Here is a 20,717-nt window from a genome sequence, read left to right as displayed (position 1 = left end):
GACGGTTTCCTTCTAGCTTGGCCGCGGCTCAATTGCCGGTTGCCGGCGTGTCCGAGGCGGGCGGCGGCGCATCGCCTTCGGCAGGCACGACGGTGGTGGACTCTGGCTCGATGGTGGTGGCGGAAGGCTCGGACGATGCATCCGCCGGCGCGCTCGCATCCGCCGCCGGTGCATTCGCATCCGCCGCGGGCGCGTTCTGTGGCGCCGCATTCGTGGCGGCGGGGGCAGCATCCTCAGGTGCCGACGGCTGACCCGACGTGTCGGGGCCAGCAGCGGCCGGCGCCGCGTCAGCGGGCGCAGCCTGAGCATCGGCCGGGGCGGCGGGATCGCCCGAGGCAGCGGGCGCAGCCGTGGTGCCGAGATCGGTGGTCGGCATCGTCGCCCCGCCGGGTACCGGTGCCGTAGCGTCCGCCTCGCCGGAACTGCCGGAGGTGTCGAGGAGGCCGTTGAGATCGACGCTGCCGAGGCCGTTGTCGGCGCCGGCCTCGGCCGCGGCGCTGCCGGGCTTTGCCGGCGGCAGCGCATCGGGGCCGGTGGCGCCGGAATTGATCAGGTCGAGCAGAATGCGTGCCCGGCCGGAAATGTCCCGCGGGGTGCCGGGATCGGTGACCAGCTGGTCGAGCAGCGGCTTGGCGGTCTTGGCGTCACCGGCCTTCCAGGCGGCAAGGGCGATCGCCTCGCGCGCCGGAAAGCGCAGCGGCTCGCTGTCGCCGGAGAGCCGCTCGACGCGCTGGCGAACCTCGTCGAGGCTGCCGGAATCGACCAGCACGTAGCCGGCGCGGATCGACGCCATGTCGCGCAGGCCCTTGGGCGCGTCTGCCTCGTCGGAGACCTTGTCATAGGCGGCGACGGCCTCCTTCGGGTGGCCGGCCTTGGCCTCGATGCCGCCGATCGCCATCTGCGCGAGCGCCGGATAGGCACCGACGCCCTCCTCGATCACGCCATTCAGGGCCTCGACGGCAGCGTCGCTCTTGCCGTCGTCGGCAAGCTTGACGGCGGTGGCGAAGCGGTCGCCCGCGGCGTTGGCCCGGTTCGTCTGGTAGTGCTCCCAGGCGACGTATGCGGCCGTCACGGCAACGACCGCGACGACGCCGCCGACCAGCCAGGTGCCGAACCGCGTCCAGACCGCCCTGACCTTGTCCTGGCGAAGCTCTTCGTCGACTTCCCTGAAAAAACTGTCGTCGCTCATCCGCTCGCTTTCCTTCTTTCCCACCGCCGCGACCGCCAGGCGGTCGCACAGATGGAAATCAAGGCGTCTTCTAACGATTTTTCGCGGCGACGAAAGAGCAGAGCGTGGCGGCATCGGTCGCGGCAGCCGCTTGCGCCCGGTCCGGGCGGAGCGGGAAATGCCGGAACGTCAGACCCGCTGGCCAGGTCACGATTCCGGGTGAAGCCTTTGCGTTGGCTCCACCGGCGCGCTCAGCCGAGCGGCGAGACGTCGAAGAGCCAGCGATGCAAACCGCCGAGAAACACCGCCGCGGCGACGAGCCCGGCAACGACCGCCGCGACATCGCCGATGGTGCGCGGAGTTTCGCCGGTGACCGGAGCGCTGCGGCCGAGCGAATTGAGATAGTCGACCACCGCCCAGACGAAGAAGGCGCCGAACAGGACGACGTCCGCCGTGCCGCCATTGGCAAAGAGATGGCCGAGGGCCCAGAGCGCGACGCCGAGCACCATCGGATGGCGCACCGTCGTCTTGATGCGGCCGGTCGGCGTGTAGGCAGCCGCGACGAGGACGAAAGCCACCGGCACCAGCACCAGCGCCACGTGCTTCAGCCCCGGCAGCGGATCATAGAGCATGCCCTGCCCGTCCCGTGCCCAGCCATAGCCCCAGACGGTGAGGACGAGGCCCACCAGCGAGAGGATCGAATAGGCTCCCTTGAACCGCATCTCGCCGAGCCGCCGGATCGCCGCGGCTCGCCCGGCATCGGAGACGATGCGGAAGGAGTGGATGCCGAGAAAGATGAAAAGTCCGATGATGAGTGTGATCATGTGCCCGCCCCTCTTGCGACGCGGCAGCTCTGAAAGACCACGCCCGCCATGCGCCTGCCGGCCGTCGCGCATCCCCTTGTACGGACTTCGCCGGCTCGTCGATGTCTGATACTACGTCGCCGCGACTTTAAGCGAAGCGTCATCGCGCAACGAAGGATAAAATTCGCATGAATGTCTTGGGACTTGCCGCGGTGGCGATCTATGCCGGGCTGAACAGCTTCGTCCTGATCTGGCTCGCAGTGCAGACCGGGCTGATCCGCCAGCGCGAAAAGGTCTTCATGGGCGACGGCGGCAATCCGCGGATGATCCGGGTGATGCGGGGCCATGCCAACGCCATCGAGTTCATCCCGATCACCCTGATCTCGATGACGCTTGCGGCGCTGCTCGGCACCTCGGCGCTGATCCTCCACGTCCTCGGCATCATGCTCACCCTCGGGCGGGTGCTGCATGGGCTGCACTTCACCGCCGCCGACGCGCCGGCCTGGCAGCGCTCGGCCGGCACCGGCCTGTCCTTCCTGGCAATGGTCGGTGCGGCACTCGCCGCGCTCATCCACGGGGTCATGGCGCTGGGGGTGTGACGGCGGGGCTGGCCCCTCATCCTGAGGTGCGAGCCCGTTGTCGCGTCGCATGACCTCGTTACCCGGATACCGTGATGCGGGCGAGACAGGCAGCGTGTTAGCCGTAGGCGGGGACCCGCCGAAAGCTAAGCATCACGAGCGGATTGCCGTCCGCCGCGCAAAAACTACGCCCGCAGCCACACCCGGTTGTCGTGGAACGCCGCGCCGCCGAAGGGCGCGACGGGATCGGCGCCGGTCAGCGCGTTGATGCCCTCGCCGTCGAGGAAGTCCGAATTCGCCCAGAGCCCCTCGTGGACGAGGACGCCGGGCTTCACCGTGCCGGTGATCTTCACGGCGAGCCGGACCTCGCCGCGCTGGTTGCCGATGGTGACGACCGTGCCGTCAGCCAGCCCTTCCCGGGCTGCATCCGCCGGATGGACCATCAGCTCGGGCCCGCCCTCGCGCTGGCGCGAACCGGGGGTCTCGGCAAAGGTCGAGTTCAGGAACTGGCGCGCCGGCGAGGTGGCGAGGCGATAGGGATGCGCCGGATCGGCGGCCTCGATCAGCTCGGCATGGTCGGGAAAGCCCGGCAGGTCGCGATGCGGGCCCTGCAGGCCGAGGCTCTCCGGCGGCCGGTTCGGCGCCATGGAGCCGGCCCAGTCCGGCTTGAAGCGGAACTTTCCATCCGGCCAGCCGAAGCCCTTCAGGAAATGCGCCGTCTCGAAATCCGGCTGCTTGTCGATCCAGCGGCCGGTCTTCAGCGCGTCGAAGCCGCCCGGCTCGCCGCTGACCTTCAGCATGTTGTCGATCAGCTGGCGCTCGCTCAGGCCGAAGCCCGGCCGATCGGCGACGCCGAGGCGCTTGGCCAGTTCCTCGACGACGAAGTGGTTGGTGCGAACGGTCGCCGGCGGATCGACCAGCTTCGGCCCGAGGGTGATGTGGTTCTGGCCGCCGCCGCGATAGATGTCGTCATGTTCGAGGAACATCGTCGCCGGGATGACCAGATCGGCAAGCTTTGCCGTGTCGGTCATGAACTGCTCGTGGACGACGACGAAGAGTTCGTCCCGCATCAGTCCCTGCTTCACGAGGCGCTGCTCGGGGCAGACATTGGCCGGATTGGTATTCTGGACGAGCATCGCCGTCACCGGCGGGCCGTCCGACAGCGCCGCACGGTCACCGGTCAGCACCGCACCGATGCGCGACTGGTCGAGATAGCGCACCGAGGAATCGCGATCGGCGGCCCCCATGATCTCCGACTTGTCGAGGCCGAAGATGTCGGAGTTGGAGTGGAACGCCCCGCCGCCCTTGTGGCGCCAGTGGCCAAAGACCGCCGGCACCGACATCGCCGCATGCATGGCGACGGCGCCGTTGCGTTGGCGGGTGAAGCCGTAGCCGAGGCGGAAATAGCTCCGCGGCGTGCGGCCGATCAACGCCGCGAAGGCCTCGATCTCGTCCGTCGAAAGGCCGGTGATCCCCGCCGCCCATTCCGGCGTGCGGCTTTGAAGATGGGCTTCCAGCCCGGCGGGATCGTCGGTGTAGCGGGAAAGATAGTCGCGGTCTGCGGTGCCGTCCCGGAAGGCCACATGCATCAGCGCGCAGGCGAGCGCCGCGTCGGTGCCGGGCCTGAGCTTCAAGGCGAGGTCTGCCTGCTTCATCGTCGCATTGTCGTAGATGTCGATGACGACGATCTTCGCGCCGCGCTCCTTCCGCGCCTTCGCCGCGTGGGTCATCACATTGACCTGGGTGGCGACGGCGTTGGTGCCCCAGATCACCACGCAGTCCGACTTGGCGATCTCGCGCGGGTCGGCACCGCGCATCGCGCCCGCACCGACGAACCAGCCGGTCCAAGCCATGTTGGTGCAGATCGAATCGAACTGGCCGGAATAGCGCTTGGCATGGCGCAGCCGGTGGATGCCGTCGCGCTGCACGAGCCCCATGGTACCGGCATATTGATAGGGCCAGACGGCTTCCGGACCGTAGGCGACCTCGGCGGCGAGGAACTTCTCGGCGATCAGGTCGAGGGCGTCGTCCCAGCCGATCTCGCGCCACCCACCAGATCCCTTTTCGCCAGTGCGCTGAAGAGGTTTCAGCAATCTGTTCGCGTGATGGACGCGCTCGGCATAGCGCGCCACCTTGGCGCAGATGACGCCCGCCGTATAGTCGTTCTCCGCCGCGCCGCGCAGCCGCCCGATCCGACCATCCGGCAGGATCTCGACGTCGAGCGCGCAGGTCGACGGGCAGTCGTGGGGACAGGCGCTGTGGCCGATGGCGATGGGGAGCGGCTTGTTCATCAGTCAGGTTTAGACCGGAATTGCGTTGCGCGACAGGCCCGCTGCGGTCGGCCGACGGGGTGCGGCCGCCCGGCCTTGCCGTGTCCGGTTTCGTCCCGCAGCGCTGCCATCGCCCGAAGTCAGGGGCATCCGCCGAACCTAGCCAAGCCGCCTCGCAACAGCGACGGCGAAGTTGTTGCCGCGACAGGAAATCCTGTTCCCCTGCCGATCTCCGGATCTCCATGCTGGCCGGGCGAAACACACGGGCGTCCGATCCCGAAGGCGGCCTGTCAGGGGCTCCGGAACAAAGCGGAACAAGCCAGGCGCCAGATGCGAGCGGCCTTCAACCGTCGGATCAGGCGACGCGGGCCGTTGCCGAGGACGCCTCGGGAGTCGTGTCGAGCCGCCTGCCCGTCTCCGTGTCGAACAGATGAGCATTGGCCGCCTTGCTCGCGACGCTCAGCCGATCTCCGACCCTGGCGCGGCTGTCGCGCGGCAGTTCGACGGTGATCATCTTGTCGCGGCCGATATCGAGATAGCCGAAGGTCTGGCCGCCGAGCCGCTCGACGACGCTGAGCGTCCCCGAGAACCAGGAATCCCCCTCGGACGTCGACGAAAGGTCCTCGGGCCGGATGCCGAGGGTGACGCCGTGCTGCGGGCGCTCCTTGCCGGCAAAGGGCATCGCGACCCGGCCGGACGGCAGAGCGACCTCGACCGCGTCGGGCCGGTTGGCGACCACCTCGCATTCGACGACGTTCATCGTCGGGCTGCCGATGAACTGCGCGACGAACAGCGTCGCCGGGCTGTGATAGAGCTCCAGCGGTTGGCCGACCTGCTCGACATTGCCGCCATTCATCACGACGATCCGGTCGGCGAGGGTCATCGCCTCCACCTGGTCGTGGGTGACATAGACGGTCGTCGCCTTGATCCGCCCGTGCAGCTTGGCGATCTCCAGCCGCATCTCGACGCGCAGCGCCGCGTCGAGATTGGACAGGGGCTCGTCGAAGAGGAAGGCGTCGGGATCGCGCACGATCGCCCGGCCCATCGCCACGCGCTGGCGCTGGCCGCCCGAAAGCTGGCCGGGCCGGCGGTCGAGATAGGGTTCGATCTTCAGGATCGATGCGGCATTGGCGACCCGCTCGTCGATCTCGCGCTGGGCGGTGTCGCGCATCTTCAGCCCGAAGCCCATGTTCTCCGAGACGCTCATATGCGGATAGAGCGCGTAATCCTGAAAGACCATCGCGACATTGCGCTCGGCCGGCGGCAGATGCCCGACCGGCCGCCCGCCGATGAACAATTCACCGTCGGTGATCTCCTCGAGGCCGGCGAGCATCCGCAGAAGGGTCGACTTGCCGCAGCCGGACGGGCCGACAAGGACGACGAACTCGCCGGATTCGATCGCCAGCGAGATCTCGCGGATGACGGTGATCGACCCGTAGTCCTTGCGAATGTTCCGCAGTTCGATGGCTGCCATGGATGCTTTCCTCCCACCTGTCAGCTCGTTCGCCGGCTTGACGCCTGTGTCATTATCAATAATGATAACGATATCGATTGCAAGAAGGTCATGAATTTTGGCGCCCACTGCCGCACCGACGAAGACGATCCAGACGACGGCGAGCCGGCGGCCGCGCCGGCAGGCGTCGGGCAAATCGACGGCGGCCTTCGCGGCGCTGAAGCGCGACATCATGCTCGGCGCGCTGCAGCCGGGTGACAGCCTCGTCGAACTCGAACTCGCCGAACGATTCGGCTGCAGCCAGGGCACCATCCGGGAAGCGCTGCTGCAGCTGCAGGACGAGGGTCTGGTGCTGAGGCACGGCTATCGCGGCACGCAGGTGTCCGACTGCACCGAGGACGAGGCGGTCGAGCTCTTCCGGATCCGCCAGTCGATCGAATGCCGCGGCATCGTCCGGGCGATGGAACGGCCCGGCCGGGCGCTGGTCGCCGATCTCGACGACATGGTCGGCGCGATGATCGAGGCGGCGGAAGCCGACGACGAGCTCGAACTCGCCTCCATCGACCGCGACTTCCACCAACGCCTGTTCGGCGAGGCGAGGCTGACGGCGCTGGAACCGATCCTGCGGCGCTGCCTCGTCCACAACCATCGCTACAAGATCTCCCGGTCGGCGGGGCCGCGCGACCTCGTCCAGACGGCGCGCCGGCACGAGCCGATCGTCGCGGCGATCCGCGCCGGCGATGCGGAGGCCGCCAAGACTGCGCTCTTCCACCATATCGCGACGATCGTCGACTTCGGCCCGACGGTGTTTCCGGGAGCGCCGGAATGACCGATCAACTGACCTTCTCCGCGGAACTCGCGCCGGAAATGGCTGCGCTGATCGAGCGCATGGCGAGGGAAGACGGGCCGCAGCCCGACCCGACGACGCTGCCGCCGGATGAAGGTCGCGCCCTCGCCGCGGCAGGCAATCGCCGCTGGAACGTCGCCCTGCCCGAGATGGCCTATGGCCAGGCAATTGTCGTGCCGGCAGATGCAGCTCTCGACACCCCGGCGATCCGCTGCAGGCTGCATGTGCCTTTCGAAGCGCGCCAGGGCCTGATCCTCTTCGTTCATGGCGGCGGATTTTCCTTCTGCAGCCCCGAGACCCACGAGCGCTGCGCAAGGCTCCTCGCCGCCGAGGCGGGCCTTCCGGTGCTCCTGCCCGACTACCGGCTGGCGCCGGAAGATCCCCATCCCGCCGGGCTGACGGACATCGTCGCGACGCTGCGCGCCCTGCCGGCACTGGCAGACAAAGAAGGTTTCGCGCCGGCGCCGCTGTTTCTCGCCGGCGATTCCGCCGGCGCCAATCTCGCTTTCGCCGCCTTGCTCCACGAGATACGGGCGGGTCGGCCGGTGGCGGCTGCCGGCGCCCTCCTCTTCTACGGCAATTACGACGCCGATTTCGACAGCCCGTCCTTCCGCTTCTTCGCCGATGGGCCGGGCCTGACGCGGGCGAAGATGCAGCGCTACTGGCGCTTCTATGTCGGCGATCGCGACATGCGCGGCGATGCCCTCGCCTGCCCGGTTTTTGCCACGGAGGACGAGCTGGCCGCCCTGCCGCCGCTGCATCTCATGGCGGCGGGCATCGACCCGCTGCTCTCCGACACGTTGGCCCTCGAACATCGACTCGCCGCTGCCGGCCGGAGCGAGCGGGCAGAGATCGTGCCGGGCGTCGTCCACGGTTTTCTGCAGATGACGAACGAGTTGCCGCAGGCCCGCGAGGCCATTCAACAGGCGGGACGGTTCGTTCGCGACCACAGCTGATCCATCGACAACAGGGAGGAATGAAATGTCGAAAATCACACTGAAATGCGCTGCCGCCGCCGCGGCCATCGTCGCAGGTCTCGGCTTCGCCCAGGCACAGGCCGAGACGGTGCGCTTCTGGTACCACTTCGACAATCCGGAAAATCCGATGTCGGGTCTCGTCCAGAAGTTCGAGAAGCAGAACCCCGACATCACGATCGAGGCCGACAACGTTCCCTGGAACAGCTATTACGACAATCTCTATACCGCGATCATCGGCGGCAACGCCCCCGACGCGGCGATGGTCAAGCTGTTCGCCCAGCCGCGCCTCGTCGAGATGGGCGCGCTGGAGCCGATCGGCGACCGGATCGACGCCTGGGACGGCAAGAAGGAACTGCTCGACAACCTGCTCAAGCTGAATGCGGGGCCTGACGACACCCAGTACTATCTGCCGATCCAGTATGTCGTCCTCTACCTCTATTACCGCGCGGACCTCTTCAAGGAAGCCGGGCTCGAACCGCCGAAGACCTGCGAGGAATTCCGCGAGGACGCCAAGAAGCTGACCAAGGCGCCCGATCGCTACGGCTTCGGCTTTCGCGGCGGCAAGGGCGGCTGGGACCAGTGGGGCAGCTTCGTTCTGTCCCGCGGCGCCAAGCTCGAGCCGGGTGGCCTGACGACGCCCGAGGCGATCAAGGCGAACCAGTGGCTTGTCGACATGTTCCAGACCGACAAGTCGATCCCGCCCTCGGCGCCGAACGACGGCTTCCAGGAGATCATCGGCGCCTTCAAGTCCGGCAAGACGGCGATGACCATCCATCACATCGGCTCGTCCAACGACCTCGTCGCGGCGCTCGGCGACAAGGTCTCGGCGGTGCCCGTGCCGAAATGCGACGGCAACGCCTGGACCTCCTATGGCGACGAGTCGCTGGCGCTGTTTTCGGCCTCGGAGAACAAGGATGCGGCCTGGAAATGGATGACCTTCCTCGCCGAGCCGGAGAACAACATCGAGTTCGTCAAGGCGACCGGCCAGATGCCGGTGACGAAGACCGGCTCGGAGCAATATGACGGCCATCCCAAGCGCTTCGTCGAGGCGACGGTGAACTCGCTGCCCTTCGCCCATGTGCTGCCGCAGACCTCGGCGACCGCCGATTTCGTCAACACCGAATGGCAGACGGCGATGCAGCAGGCGCTGACCGGCCAGATCACCGCCGAGGCGATGATGGAGAAGCTGCAGGGCCTCTTCACCGAGTGAGCCCTTACACCCGGGAGCGCGCCAGCCGCGCTCCCGGCCCCGCGGCGCCCGAAGTGGGTACCGCCCGACTTTCCGGCAGATCATGGGACCCGCCATGTCCAGCATCGACGACGTGATGGCGCTCGAGGCGCCGCGCCCGCCCCGGCGACGACGCCTCAGGCGCAGCGCCTTCCTGCCTTACGCGCTGCTGACACCCGCCGTCATCGTGACGCTGATCATCGTCTTCGCGCCGATGGTCGAGGCTCTGGTGACGAGCTTCTACGACTACGTCCTGTTCCGGCCGAACGCCGCCAAGTTCGTCGGCTTTGCGAATTTCGTGAAGCTCTTCAACGACCCGGTGTTCTGGACCTCGCTCTGGCAGACGGCGCTTTGGATCGGGCTGACACTGCCGCTGCAGATGAGCCTCGGCCTGATCGCGGCACTGCTCCTCAACAAGGAATTCGCCTGGCGCGGCATTGCGCGGGCGCTGGTGATCATCCCCTGGGCGCTGCCGAGCGTCGTCATCGCGCTGATGTGGCGGTGGATCTACGATCCCAATATCGGCATCCTCAACGACCTGCTCCTGCGTCTCGACATCATCCGCGCGGCGGTGCCGTGGCTGGCGAGCCCGGACGTCGCCCTCTACGCGGTCATTGCGACGCTGACCTGGCAGGGCTTTCCCTTCTTCGCCGTGATGATCCTCGCCGGATTGCAGGGCATTCCGAAGAGCCAATACGAAGCCGCGGCGATCGACGGTGCCAGCGCCTGGCGGCAGTTCCGCCACATCACCCTGCCCGGCATCGCGCCGATCCTCGCCACCGCCGGCCTCCTGCGCACCATCTGGGTGGCGAACTCGATCGACGTGATCTTCGTGATGACCGGCGGCGGCCCCGGCTATTCCACCTACACACTGCCGCTCTTCGCCTTCGTCAAGGCCAGGCAGAACCTCGATTTCGGCTATGGCTCGGCGATCGCAGTCACCTTCACGGTGATCCTCGGCGCGGTGGTCGCGGTCTACATCGCCAGGACCATGCGGGAGGTCGAACGATGAAACGCGACGGCTTTCTGAAGCGCCTCCTCACCACCCACATTCCGGTCGCCCTGGTCGTCCTGGTCGCCATCGGGCCGTTCGCCTGGATGATCCTCACCTCGCTGACACCCTCCGAGGCGATCGTCGCCAAGGGTGTCGCGTTCTCGCCGGCGGGATGGGGGGCGGACAACTACGTCCGGCTGCTTGGCCACACGGACTTTCTCGGCAATATGGGCCACAGCCTGATCGTCGCGCTCGGCACGGTGGCGCTCGGCCTCGTCGTCTCGGTGACGGCGGCCTACGCCTTTTCGCGCTTCCGCTTCTTCGGCCGGCGGGTGCTGATGCTTCAGTTCCTGCTCGTCAACATGTTCCCGATCGTGCTCCTGATCCTGCCGCTGTTCACGCTGATGCGCCGGCTCGGCCTGCTCGACACCCATCTGGCGCTGATCATCGCCAATGCGACGGTGGCGATCCCCTTCGCGGTGTGGATGCTGACGAGCTATGTCGGCGCCATCCCGAAGAGCCTCGACGAGGCGGCGATGATCGACGGCTGCTCGCGGCTGCAGGCGCTGCGGCGCGTGGTGCTGCCGCTGGCGCTGCCGGGGATCATTTCCACCGGCATCTACATCTTCATCACCTCCTGGAACGAGTATCTCTATGCGCTGACTCTCGGCGGCCGGCACGTGCGCACGGTGACCGTGGCGATCCAGACGCTAATCGGCGAATACCAGATCGAATGGGGCCTGCTCGCCGCTGGCGGCGTCGTCGGCGCCCTGCCCGTCACCATCCTCTTCCTCATCGTTCAGCGGCGCCTCGTCGGCGGCCTGACCCAGGGTGCCGTCAAGGGCTGACGGCGCCTCTCCTCCCTGATCCAGCGGACAGCCAAGATGAATCCGATCGGACTGATCTCCATGCAATACGCCCGGCCTTTCACGGCCGAGCACTTCAAGTACTTTGCCGCGATGAAGCGCCAGGGCTTCGACTTCGTCGAACTGCTGGTGCCTGAGGTCGGCGAGCTCGACCACAAGGCGACGGCGGCGGCTTTGAGCGATGCCGGCCTCGGCGTGGTGCTCGCCGCCCGCGTCAACCTGCAGCGCAACCTCGCCTCGGATGATGCCGCCGCCCACCAGGCCGGCATCGACTATCTGCGCTACACCGCCGACTGTGCGGCGGAACTCGGCGCCAGCATCGTCGGCGGGCCGCTGACCGGCAATCCGCTGGTCTTTGCCGGCAGACCGCCGGCCCCGGTGCCGGAGGAGGAGCGCCTCGCCCGCAAGGAGCGCTGCGTCGCCGGCCTCAAGGCCGCCGGCGACCACGCCAGGGCCGCCGGCATCACGCTGGCGATCGAGCCGCTCAACCGCTTCGAGAGCGACGTCCTGCAGACCACCCAGCAGGCGATCGAGCTTCTCGACGCGGTGGACCATCCGGCCGTCGCGCTGATGCTCGATACCTTCCACATGCATATGGAGGAGGCCGACATCGCCGAGGCGATCAGGCTCGGCGGGTCGAGGCTCGTCCACTTCCAGGCCAACGAGAACCACCGGGGCTTTCCCGGCACCGGCGCCACCGACTGGGTTTCGGTGTTCCGGGCGCTGCACGAGGTCGGCTATGCCGGCCCGGTGTCGCTGGAGCCGTTCCGCCGCAACGACGACCGCTTCGGCGTGCCCTTCGCCCAGTGGCGGCCGCCGCACGAGGACGAGGACTCCCGCCTCGCCGCCAGCGCCGCCTTCATCCGCTCCCACATCGAACTCACGGAATACAGACGATGACCCTGAAGATCGGCTGGATCGGCTGCGGCATCCATGCGACGCAGATGCTGCTGCCGCAGCTGGTGCGCCACGACGTCGAAATCGCCGCGCTCTGCGACATCGACGCTGAGCGGCTCGCGGTCGCCGGGCGCCAGTTCGGCGTCGTCACGCTCACCACCAGCGCCGAGGAACTGATCGCGACGCCCGGTCTCGACGCGGTCGGCATGGCTGTCGGCCCCGACCAGCACCTTGCCTTCGGCCTCGCGGCGCTCGAACGCGGCCTGCCGGTGTTCATGGAAAAGCCGCCCTCGGGGACGGCCGCCGGCGCGCGGCAGCTCTTCGAAGCGTCCGAGAAATCCGGCAAGCCGCTGCTCGTCGGCTTCATGAAGCGCTATTCGGTCGGCAACAAGATCGCCAAGAACATCCTCGCCTCGGGCCGCTTCGGCGACGTCCTCGGCCTTACCGGCTACTACATGACGGCGCCCGGCTATTTCGAGGGCAATGTCGACTATACCGGCTTCCTGCTGCACCACTGCGTCCACTACATGGACCTCGTCTCGCATCTCGTCTCGCCGGTGGTCGGCATGAATGCCCGCAAGGTCGAGAAGACGCCGGGGCGCATCCTCTTCCATGTCGGCTTCGATTTCGCATGCGGGGCGATCGGCACCATCGCCATGGGCACCGCCCAGAGCCGCGGCACGCCGGTCGAGCGGATCGAGATCATGGGTGACCACCAGCGCATCGAGGTCGAGGACGTCGTCGAGGTGCGCTGGAACCGCAACCCGCCCTTCAAGGTGGCCGATCCGGAAGCGTCGCTCCTCGATGGCGAGGACACGTTGACCTGGAAGCCGAACTTCACCGCCGCGGCGAACGAGGACTACAAGGGCTATCATGCCCTTCTCGCCGACGTCGTGCCGGCACTGAAGGGCGAGAGGACGGCCGCGCCGACCATCGCCGACGGCCTTGTCGCCATGGAGCGGCTGGAGGAAATGCGCCGGCTGCTCGGGGTGTAGTCAGCGCCAAGCCACCCGGAACGAACCAAAAGGCCGCGCGGTATCCCCGGGCGGCCTTTCGCTTGTCAGCATCGACAGGCATTCCGCTCCACGGCGACGGGCGGGCCGATCGCCAGCGGGCGCGATCAGGTCTTCGCCTGCCAGGCCTTCAGCGCGTCCTTGAAGACGCGGTCGCCGGGAATGCCCTTCTCCAGCGAGATCAGCGCACGGCGACCGGACGAATAGGCGATCGGGATGTCGATCCACTTCTGGTTTTCCAGAAGCGAAAGATTGTTCTGAACCGCCTGGTCGAGATTGTTCAGCGCGATGATGAAGTAGTTGTCGGAGATCTTGCCGGCGACGCCGATCAGCGGCTCGCCGCGGGCCTGCTCGGTCTCCTTCAGCGCCAGCCGCTGGACATTGGCGACACTGCCGCCGGTAAAATCCTGCGGGACGTCGAATTCGAGCTCGATGACGTGGCTTGCCGGCAGCGTCGGGTCGGTGTTGCGCTTGATCGTCAGCGTCAGCTTGAGCTTCTCGTCCGGCACCTCGACGACGGCCTGGATCGCCGGTTCGCCGGCCTTACCATCGGTGCCCGGCTGATCGACGAGCGACCAGACGGCGGTGCCGTTCTCCTGGGTGCCCGGCAGATCTTCGGTCTTCTCCTGATAGAACACCGCCTTCTGGCCGACCTCGAGCTGGCCGCTGTTCTCGGCGGCCGGCTGGTTCTCCGTTTCGGCCGGCGGCGTTGCATCCTGCGCCGCCTCGCCGTCAGCCGGCGGGGTGCCCGCTTCGGCCTGATCGGCATTCTCGGCGCCGACGATCGCCGGATCCTGGCCGATTTCGCTCGAGATCGTCGGCGTTGCGCCGGCAGGCGGCTGCGTCTGGTCGACATTCGTCGCCGCGGCGACGTTGGTCCCCTCGTCGAAGGCGTTCGGCGTCTTCTTCGCCGGACCTTCGTCGACTTCCGAGCCGTCCGGCAAAAGGCGCTGGGTGAAGCGGCGCGTCGATTCCGGCTCCTGCTGCTCGGCCGAGGCGACCTCGGTCTGCTTCGCGTCGTCCGACGCGGGGGCCTCGGCGGTGCCCGGCGGCGTCGTATCGGACTTCTCGGCGATCGTGCCGATATCCGCCGGATTGACGAGCAGCGCCTCGATGTCGTCGCGATAGAGCCAGCCGACGGTGCCGGCGCCGCCGAGAAGCAGCACGATCACCGCCGCTGCGGCAATCTTGCCGCCACTGCCGGAGCGCTTCGGCCGGCGGGTCGGATAGCGCGGCGCGGTGACGTCCGCCTCGGGAATGTCACCGTCGTCGACACGGATGTCGTGGGGGATCCGCTCGTCGCCCTCATAGACGTCGTCGCCGGGCTGCGGATCGTAGCCGTCGTCGTGGTGATCCGGCTGCCGCGCCTCGTAATCCTGGGCGGCACCGCCCTGCTGGCGGTCGTCGGGAACGATGAAGGGGGCGCCCAGCGCGGGCGGCAGGTCGCCAGCATCGGGCTCGGCGCTCTCGGCCGGGAAGAACGGCTGGCCCGGCCGGCCTTCCGGCTCCTGCCGATCGGCGCCGGTCGGCTGCGGCTGGCCGCCTGGCTGGCGCTGCGCCGGCATGGTCGCTGCCGGCAGGGTCGGCCGCGGCGGCTGCGTGCGCGGCGCCGGATTGGCGGAGGCGGCCGGGCGCTGCGGCTCGGCCTCGCGCTCGTCCTCACGCTCAAGATCGTGTTCGTCCGCCTGGTCGTCCATCGCCGGCATCTGGCGCGGCGGCTGGGCAGGCGCCTGTGGCGGGCGCGGCCGTTGCGGCGGGGCGGCCCTCGCCGGCTGTGGAGCGGCGTCAGGCTCGTCGGAACCGACGTTTTCCGCGGCAGGCGCTGCCGGCCTCTGCGGTGGTCTTGGGGGCGCCGGTCGCGGCGCTGTTGGCTGGGCCGGCTGGGCCGCCGGTGGCTGCGGCCTCGCGGGGCGCTGCGGCTGGCCGCTTTCCGCGGCCGGCTGCTCGGCTGCTGCGGCCGGCTGTTCCGGCGCGGCCGGACGGGGCGCCGGTGCCGTTGCGGCAGCCCGTTCCGCAGGGGCAGGCTGCGGCGCTTCGGCAGGCGCAGCGGCGCCCTCCTCCTGCCCGGCGTAATGCTCCTCGGTGCGGGCGATCGCGTCCTCGAGGGCCGCCAGCCTCGCATTCACGACCTGTTCCGCCAGAGGCGGATTGGCCGCACCAATCTGCCGCTGGATGGCGGCTCTGGCCTTCTCGTAGACCTTTTCGCGCAATTGCGGCGTTGCACGCGGGAGGCCGTCGATGGTCTTGCGAAGAACGCCGCTCAGATCCGCCATGGAATGCAGTCACTCGCTTGTCTGGTGGATTAAGTCCCTGCGATCGCGACTCTAGTCCTGAAACGGATCGCGAACAAGTATTGTGTCCTCGCGCTCGGGCGATGTCGACAGGAGCGTCACCGGCGCTTCCACCAGCTCCTCTATGTGTCTGACATATTTGATCGCCTGCGCCGGGAGATCGCTCCAGCGGCGGGCGCCGGCGGTCGTCGCCTGCCAGCCTTCGAAGCTTTCGTAGATCGGCTCGACCCGCTGTTGCTCGGATAGACTTGCGGGCAGATAGTCGATCGTGGTCCCGTCCAGCCTGTAGCCGGTGACGACCTTGATCTCCTCAAGTCCATCGAGGACATCCAGCTTGGTCAGGGCAAGGCCATGGATGCCGTTGATGGCGACGGCCTGGCGCACCAGCACCGCGTCGAACCAGCCGCAGCGTCGCTTGCGGCCGGTGACGGTGCCGAATTCCCGGCCCTTCTCGCCGAGGAACTGGCCGATCTCGTTGTCCTGCTCGCTCGGAAACGGCCCCTCGCCGACCCGGGTCGTATAGGCCTTGGTGATGCCGAGGACGAAGCCGAGGCTGCCGGGGCCAAGGCCCGAGCCCGCCGCCGCCTGGCCGGCGACGGTGTTCGACGAGGTGACGAAGGGATAGGTGCCGTGGTCGATGTCGAGCAGCGTGCCCTGCGCGCCCTCGAAGAGAATGCGGTCGCCGGCCTTGCGGCGCTCGTCGAGCAGCCGCCAGACCCTGTCCATGAAGGGCACGATCTCGCCGGCGACGGAGGTCAGTTCGTCGAGGATGGCGGCGGCGTCGATCTCGTCCTGTCCAAGGCCCCGGCGCAGCGGGTTGTGATGGGCGAGCAGCCGCTCGATGCGCTCGGGAAGGCCCTCCGGATGGGCAAGATCCATCACCCGGATCGCCCGGCGGCCGACCTTGTCCTCATAGGCCGGGCCGATGCCCCGCCCGGTGGTGCCGATCTTGGTGCCGGAATTGGAGCTCTCGCGGGTGGCGTCGAGTTCGCGATGCAGCGACAGGATCAGCGCCGCATTGTCGGCGATCCTGAGATTGCCGGGCTCGATCGAGACGCCCTGCTCGGACAGCCGCTTGCGCTCGGCGACGAAGGCGTGCGGGTCGAAGACAACGCCGTTGCCGATCACCGACAGCTTGCCCTGGCGCACGACGCCCGACGGGAGCAGCGACAGCTTGTAGGAGACGCCGTCGACGACGAGGGTGTGGCCGGCATTGTGGCCGCCCTGGAAACGCACGACGACGTCGGCCCGCTCCGAGAGCCAGTCGACGATCTTGCCCTTCCCCTCGTCACCCCACTGCGATCCGATGACGACGACGTTTGCCATTCGCTTCCTCACCAAAATCCGGCGGCCGCGCCGAAGCGCGCCCGCGTTGCGGCCGGCGATGGGCCGCCGCCGAAGTTTGAATTGCCGGACCCTATGTCAGCCTTGCGCAGCGCTCCCGGCACCCGAAAAAAGGGGTGACCGAAACCGCAAAACCCGTTGAAGACACAGACATTTTTGCGATCGCCCAATCCCGGCGGCTGCCTCTTGCGGTAGCGCGGCAAGGCGGCAGGGCCGGAATCGGACCACCGGACGATCCGATTTCCTTGCCGCGCTGTAGCGCGATGCGCCCCTCGCTGTCCATAAAGCCTCGCCATTTGCCGCAGCCGCAGCGCGTTTTCGAGGAGAGGAAGAGAGCCAAGACGATAAGCCGCTCTGGCCATTTGCGGCGATGACGCATAGAGGACGGGCCTGCCGCGACCGCACCCCGGCGATCACGAGGGTGCCGGCGACGGCGATCGGGAGACAAATGCCCCAGCAGCAAACCTCAGGACCCCGCGTCCACCCCTATGCCGTCCTCACCACGGTCGCGCTGCTGTGGGCCGGCAACGCCATCGCCGGCAAGCTCGCGGCAGGCCACATCTCGCCGATGCTGCTGACGCTAGTGCGCTGGTTCTTCGCAACGCTCGTCCTGCTGCCCTTCGCGGCACCGCATCTGCGACGGGACTGGCCGGTCGTCAGGCCGCGGCTCGTCTATCTGTCGATCCTCGGCATGGTCGGCTTCGCCTCGTTCAACGCGATCTTCTATCTCGCCGCGAACTACACGACCGCGATCAACATCACCATCGAACAGTCGGCGATGCCTCTCGTCGTCTTCGTCGCCAACTTCTTCCTGTTCCGCACCCGGGTCGCCTGGCTGCAGATCGTCGGCTTCGCGCTGACCCTCGTCGGTGTCGCGCTGACGACCTCGCGGGGCGACATCACCAGCCTCCTCGCCCTCGACCTCAATCGCGGCGACGCGCTGATGATGCTCGCCGTCCTGTTCTACGGCGGCTACACGGTGGCGCTGCGGACGAAGCCGCAGGTCCACTGGCTGACGATGATCCTCGTCCTCTCGGTGGCCTCGCTCGCCATCTCGGTCGTCTATGCCGCGATCGAGTTCTTCCTCGGCCAGACCCGGCTGCCGGATCTGCAGGGCGCCGGAGCGGCGGTCTATACGGTGATCTTCCCGTCGATCGTCGCCCAGTCGCTCTATATCCGCGGCGTCGAGATGATCGGCCCGAACCGGGCGAACCTCTTCATCAATTTCGTGCCGGTGTTCGGCGCGCTGCTGGCGGTACTGATCGTCGGCGAGGAGCTGCATCTCTACCACGTCGCGGCGCTCGCCTGCGTGCTCGGCGGAATCACCCTGGCCGAGCGCGGCGCAAGGCGGATCTGAAGACCCCTGCCGCGACACTCCCGGAAGAAAAAAGGGCCGGAAGCGACACCCGCTTCCGGCCCTTTCTTGATTCGCCCTTCGTCAGCGACGAAGCGTGATCAGATGCCGAGGCCCTCGTAGCGCTTCTTGAAGCGCGAGACGCGGCCGCCGCGATCCATCAGCTGCTGGTTGCCGCCGGTCCAGGCCGGATGGCTGGTCGGGTCGATGTCGAGGTTCAGCTTGTCGCCTTCCGACCCCCAGGTCGAGCGGGTCTGATACTCGGTGCCGTTGGTCATCACCACGGTGATGGCGTGGTACTCGGGATGGATGTCTTTCTTCATCGCGATGCTGTCCTCAGGTTTCGCCAAAAAATCCCCGACGCATCGGAAGGCCAGGATCGCGTCTCCAGGGCCTTCGTCGATGTCGCGGGGATCGTGAAGCTTCGATCGCTTCCAAAATCGGGTTCGAGCCTATACATGAGGCGCGGGGCCGGCACAAGGTCCGGACGGCCGTTCGCCTCCGGCTCCTTGAACAGGACGACGGAGTTGTTCGTGCCAGACGACCAGGCGGCCACCGCAAGCAAAGAAAAATCACGCAGGAACCTGAAGCCGCTCGGCAGTCTCGTTCCGTATCTCACCCACTACAAGGCGATGGTCGCCGGGGCCTGCTTCTTCCTGGCGCTCGCCGCGATCACCACGCTGTCGCTGCCGCTGGCGGTGCGACGGGTGATCGACCACGGCTTCATCGAATCCGACACCGGGCTGATCAACGCCTATTTCGGCATGCTGATGGTGCTGGCGGCCGTCCTCGCGCTGGCCAGCGCCGGGCGCTACTACTTCGTCATCACCCTCGGCGAGCGCGTCGTCGCGGATCTGCGCAAGGCGGTATTCTCGCATCTTACCAGACTGTCGCCGACCTTCTACGACACCGCCGAATCGGGCGAGATCGTCTCGCGGCTCGCCGCCGACACGACCCAGGTGAAATCCGCCGTCGGGGCGACCGCCTCGGTCTTCCTCAGGAACGCCATCCTGTTTCTCGGCGCGCTGGCCATGATGGTCGCGACGAGCCCGGCTTTGTCGCTCATCGTCATCGCCGCGATCCCCTTCATCGTCCTGCCGCTGGTCGCCTTCGGCAGAGGCGTCAGGCGCAAGTCCCGCCACGCCCAAGACACTTTGGCGACCGCCAATGCCTACGCCTCGGAGGCGATCGGCGCGATGCGCACGGTACAGGCCTTCACCTCCGAGCGCGCCGTCACCGGCCGGTTCGGCGGCGCCGTCGACGAGGCCTTCGGCGCGGCGCGGGCCTCGATCAAGGCGCGGGCGCTCCTGACGGCGATCGCCATCTTCCTGATCTTCGCCTCGGTGGTGGCGGTGCTTTGGATCGGCGCGGCGCGGGTCACGGCGGGCACGCTGTCGCCGGGCACCCTCAGCCAGTTCCTGCTCTATGCGGTGTTCGCGGCCGGCGCGCTCGGCCAGCTCTCCGAGGTCTGGGGCGAGCTGTCGCTGGCAGCAGGCGCTGCCGAACGCCTGACCGAACTCCTCGCCGAGGAACCGGTGATCGTCGCGCCGCCGCGCCCGGCCGCCCTGCCTGCTCCCGCCACCGGCCGGGTCACCTTCGAGGCCGTGTCCTTTTCCTATCCGAGCCGCCCGGACATGCCGACCCTCAACGGCCTCTCCTTCGACGTCGAGCCCGGCGAGACGGTGGCGATCGTCGGTCCGTCCGGCGCAGGCAAGTCGACCGTCTTTGCGCTCCTCGAGCGTTTCTACGATCCGTCCGGCGGCCGCATCCTCGTCGACGGCGTCGACCTTCGCACGACCGACCCGCTCGAGCTTCGCTCGCGCATCGCCCTCGTTCCGCAGGACACGACGATCTTCGCCGCGTCTGCCCGCGACAACATCGCCTTCGGCGATCCCTCGGCATCGAGCGAGGCGATCGCCGCGGCGGCGCGCCAGGCGCTCGCCGAGGGCTTCGTCAAGGCGCTTCCCGAGGGCTACGAGACGCTGCTCGGAGAGCGGGGCGTGACTCTTTCCGGCGGCCAGCGCCAGCGCATCGCGATTGCGAGGGCGCTGCTCCGGGATGCGCCGATCCTGCTGCTCGACGAGGCGACCTCGGCGCTCGACGCCGAGAGCGAAGTCCTCGTCCAGAAGGCGCTCGACGAGCTGATGGTCGGGCGCACCACCCTCGTCATCGCGCACCGGCTCTCGACGGTGCTGAAGGCCGACCGCATCCTCGTTCTCGACCAGGGCCGGCTGGTCGAGGAAGGCAACCACCAGAGCCTGATTTCGAAGGGCGGGATCTATGCCCGCCTCGCCAAGCTGCAGTTCGAGGCCGGACGGCTGGAGGATGCGGCGGAGTAGCGGGTGACACGCCGGCGGTTGGGCGTAGGCGCATCGCTCGCGGCTTCAAACATGCGAGCGAAGCGAAGGCATATTTGCTCATTCTGAGTGAGCGCCTCGCGCGTAGCCCGCATCATGTCGTGCGCGCATAGCGCGTAGCCCCTCATCCTGAGGTGCGAGCGAAGCGAGCCTCGAAGGGCGAGGGGCACACGCCCGTCAACCTCGGGAACGCGGCTGAACCGTTGCAGGGAAATTCCCTCGCCCTGCGAGGCTCCCCGTCGCTTCGCTCGGGTCGCACCTCAGGATGAGGGAATTT

At 67.8% G+C, this 20,717-nt stretch carries 17 protein-coding genes; 10 read left to right on the top strand and 7 right to left on the bottom strand.

What is annotated here, in order from left to right:
* Nucleotides 1–28: 28 nt before the first annotated feature.
* Both E3C22_RS02480 and E3C22_RS02475 read right to left on the bottom strand, forming a co-directional pair.
* On the bottom strand, nucleotides 29–1,189 hold the full coding sequence (locus tag E3C22_RS02480) for a tetratricopeptide repeat protein (RefSeq protein WP_167591600.1): 1,161 nt from the start codon (nucleotides 1,187–1,189) through the stop codon (nucleotides 29–31).
* A gap of 230 nt (nucleotides 1,190–1,419) precedes the next feature.
* On the bottom strand, nucleotides 1,420–1,992 hold the full coding sequence (locus E3C22_RS02475) for an NnrU family protein (protein ID WP_134759863.1): 573 nt from the start codon (nucleotides 1,990–1,992) through the stop codon (nucleotides 1,420–1,422).
* Between the two features lie 167 nt (nucleotides 1,993–2,159).
* Here E3C22_RS02475 and E3C22_RS02470 point away from each other — a divergent pair, with 167 nt between their 5' ends.
* Entirely contained in the window at nucleotides 2,160–2,570 is a 411-nt protein-coding gene (locus tag E3C22_RS02470; RefSeq protein ID WP_134759861.1) for an MAPEG family protein, read from the top strand.
* A gap of 164 nt (nucleotides 2,571–2,734) precedes the next feature.
* Here the strand turns inward: E3C22_RS02470 and E3C22_RS02465 are convergent, their stop codons facing one another.
* Entirely contained in the window at nucleotides 2,735–4,840 is a 2,106-nt protein-coding gene (locus E3C22_RS02465; RefSeq protein ID WP_134759859.1) for a molybdopterin oxidoreductase family protein, read from the bottom strand.
* A gap of 334 nt (nucleotides 4,841–5,174) precedes the next feature.
* Nucleotides 5,175–6,293, bottom strand: a complete 1,119-nt coding sequence (locus tag E3C22_RS02460) for an ABC transporter ATP-binding protein (RefSeq protein ID WP_134759856.1) — start codon at nucleotides 6,291–6,293, stop codon at nucleotides 5,175–5,177.
* A gap of 97 nt (nucleotides 6,294–6,390) precedes the next feature.
* Between E3C22_RS02460 and E3C22_RS02455 the strand changes: the two genes are divergently transcribed.
* The 7 genes from E3C22_RS02455 to E3C22_RS02425 all read left to right on the top strand — a co-directional run bounded on the left by E3C22_RS02455 (nucleotide 6,391) and on the right by E3C22_RS02425 (nucleotide 13,076).
* Nucleotides 6,391–7,101 (top strand): GntR family transcriptional regulator, encoded by a 711-nt coding sequence (locus tag E3C22_RS02455; protein WP_134759855.1) that lies wholly within the window; start codon nucleotides 6,391–6,393, stop codon nucleotides 7,099–7,101.
* On the top strand, nucleotides 7,098–8,075 hold the full coding sequence (locus tag E3C22_RS02450; protein WP_134759853.1) for an alpha/beta hydrolase: 978 nt from the start codon (nucleotides 7,098–7,100) through the stop codon (nucleotides 8,073–8,075). The genes E3C22_RS02455 and E3C22_RS02450 overlap by 4 nt, the downstream gene beginning before the upstream one ends.
* Nucleotides 8,076–8,100: 25 nt before the next feature.
* Nucleotides 8,101–9,306, top strand: a complete 1,206-nt coding sequence (locus E3C22_RS02445; RefSeq protein WP_134759851.1) for an ABC transporter substrate-binding protein — start codon at nucleotides 8,101–8,103, stop codon at nucleotides 9,304–9,306.
* Between the two features lie 115 nt (nucleotides 9,307–9,421).
* A complete protein-coding gene (locus E3C22_RS02440; RefSeq protein WP_134760923.1) occupies nucleotides 9,422–10,336 on the top strand; it encodes a carbohydrate ABC transporter permease in 915 nt (304 codons plus the stop codon).
* Nucleotides 10,333–11,166 carry a carbohydrate ABC transporter permease gene (locus E3C22_RS02435; RefSeq protein WP_134759849.1) on the top strand — a complete coding sequence of 278 codons (834 nt, stop codon included), beginning with the start codon at nucleotides 10,333–10,335 and terminating at the stop codon, nucleotides 11,164–11,166. The genes E3C22_RS02440 and E3C22_RS02435 overlap by 4 nt, the downstream gene beginning before the upstream one ends.
* A gap of 36 nt (nucleotides 11,167–11,202) precedes the next feature.
* Complete coding sequence (locus tag E3C22_RS02430; RefSeq protein ID WP_134759847.1) at nucleotides 11,203–12,084, top strand: sugar phosphate isomerase/epimerase family protein; 882 nt, start codon at nucleotides 11,203–11,205, stop codon at nucleotides 12,082–12,084.
* Entirely contained in the window at nucleotides 12,081–13,076 is a 996-nt protein-coding gene (locus E3C22_RS02425) for a Gfo/Idh/MocA family protein (protein WP_134759845.1), read from the top strand. The genes E3C22_RS02430 and E3C22_RS02425 overlap by 4 nt, the downstream gene beginning before the upstream one ends.
* Before the next feature lie 125 nt (nucleotides 13,077–13,201).
* On the opposite strand, the gene E3C22_RS02420 is transcribed toward E3C22_RS02425, so the two are convergent.
* Together E3C22_RS02420 and E3C22_RS02415 are read right to left on the bottom strand one after the other, a co-directional pair.
* On the bottom strand, nucleotides 13,202–15,367 hold the full coding sequence (locus E3C22_RS02420) for a hypothetical protein (RefSeq protein ID WP_134759843.1): 2,166 nt from the start codon (nucleotides 15,365–15,367) through the stop codon (nucleotides 13,202–13,204).
* 51 nt (nucleotides 15,368–15,418) lie between these two features.
* The gene (locus E3C22_RS02415) at nucleotides 15,419–16,711 is read right to left on the bottom strand and encodes an adenylosuccinate synthase (protein WP_134759841.1); all 1,293 of its coding nucleotides are present in this window, start codon (nucleotides 16,709–16,711) and stop codon (nucleotides 15,419–15,421) included.
* Nucleotides 16,712–17,177: 466 nt separating this feature from the next.
* Between E3C22_RS02415 and E3C22_RS02410 the strand changes: the two genes are divergently transcribed.
* The gene (locus E3C22_RS02410) at nucleotides 17,178–18,086 is read left to right on the top strand and encodes a DMT family transporter (RefSeq protein WP_134759839.1); all 909 of its coding nucleotides are present in this window, start codon (nucleotides 17,178–17,180) and stop codon (nucleotides 18,084–18,086) included.
* Between the two features lie 98 nt (nucleotides 18,087–18,184).
* Here E3C22_RS02410 and rpmE read toward each other — a convergent pair whose 3' ends face one another.
* Nucleotides 18,185–18,406 (bottom strand): 50S ribosomal protein L31, encoded by a 222-nt coding sequence (gene rpmE / locus E3C22_RS02405; protein WP_134759837.1) that lies wholly within the window; start codon nucleotides 18,404–18,406, stop codon nucleotides 18,185–18,187.
* Between the two features lie 135 nt (nucleotides 18,407–18,541).
* Here rpmE and E3C22_RS02400 point away from each other — a divergent pair, with 135 nt between their 5' ends.
* On the top strand, nucleotides 18,542–20,422 hold the full coding sequence (locus E3C22_RS02400; protein ID WP_134759835.1) for an ABC transporter transmembrane domain-containing protein: 1,881 nt from the start codon (nucleotides 18,542–18,544) through the stop codon (nucleotides 20,420–20,422).
* Nucleotides 20,423–20,717 lie beyond the last annotated feature (295 nt).

It is taken from the genome of Jiella endophytica, assembly GCF_004519335.1.
GTDB classification, from domain to species: domain Bacteria; phylum Pseudomonadota; class Alphaproteobacteria; order Rhizobiales; family Rhizobiaceae; genus Jiella; species Jiella endophytica.
This window is presented reverse-complemented; position numbering and strand designations above follow the sequence as displayed.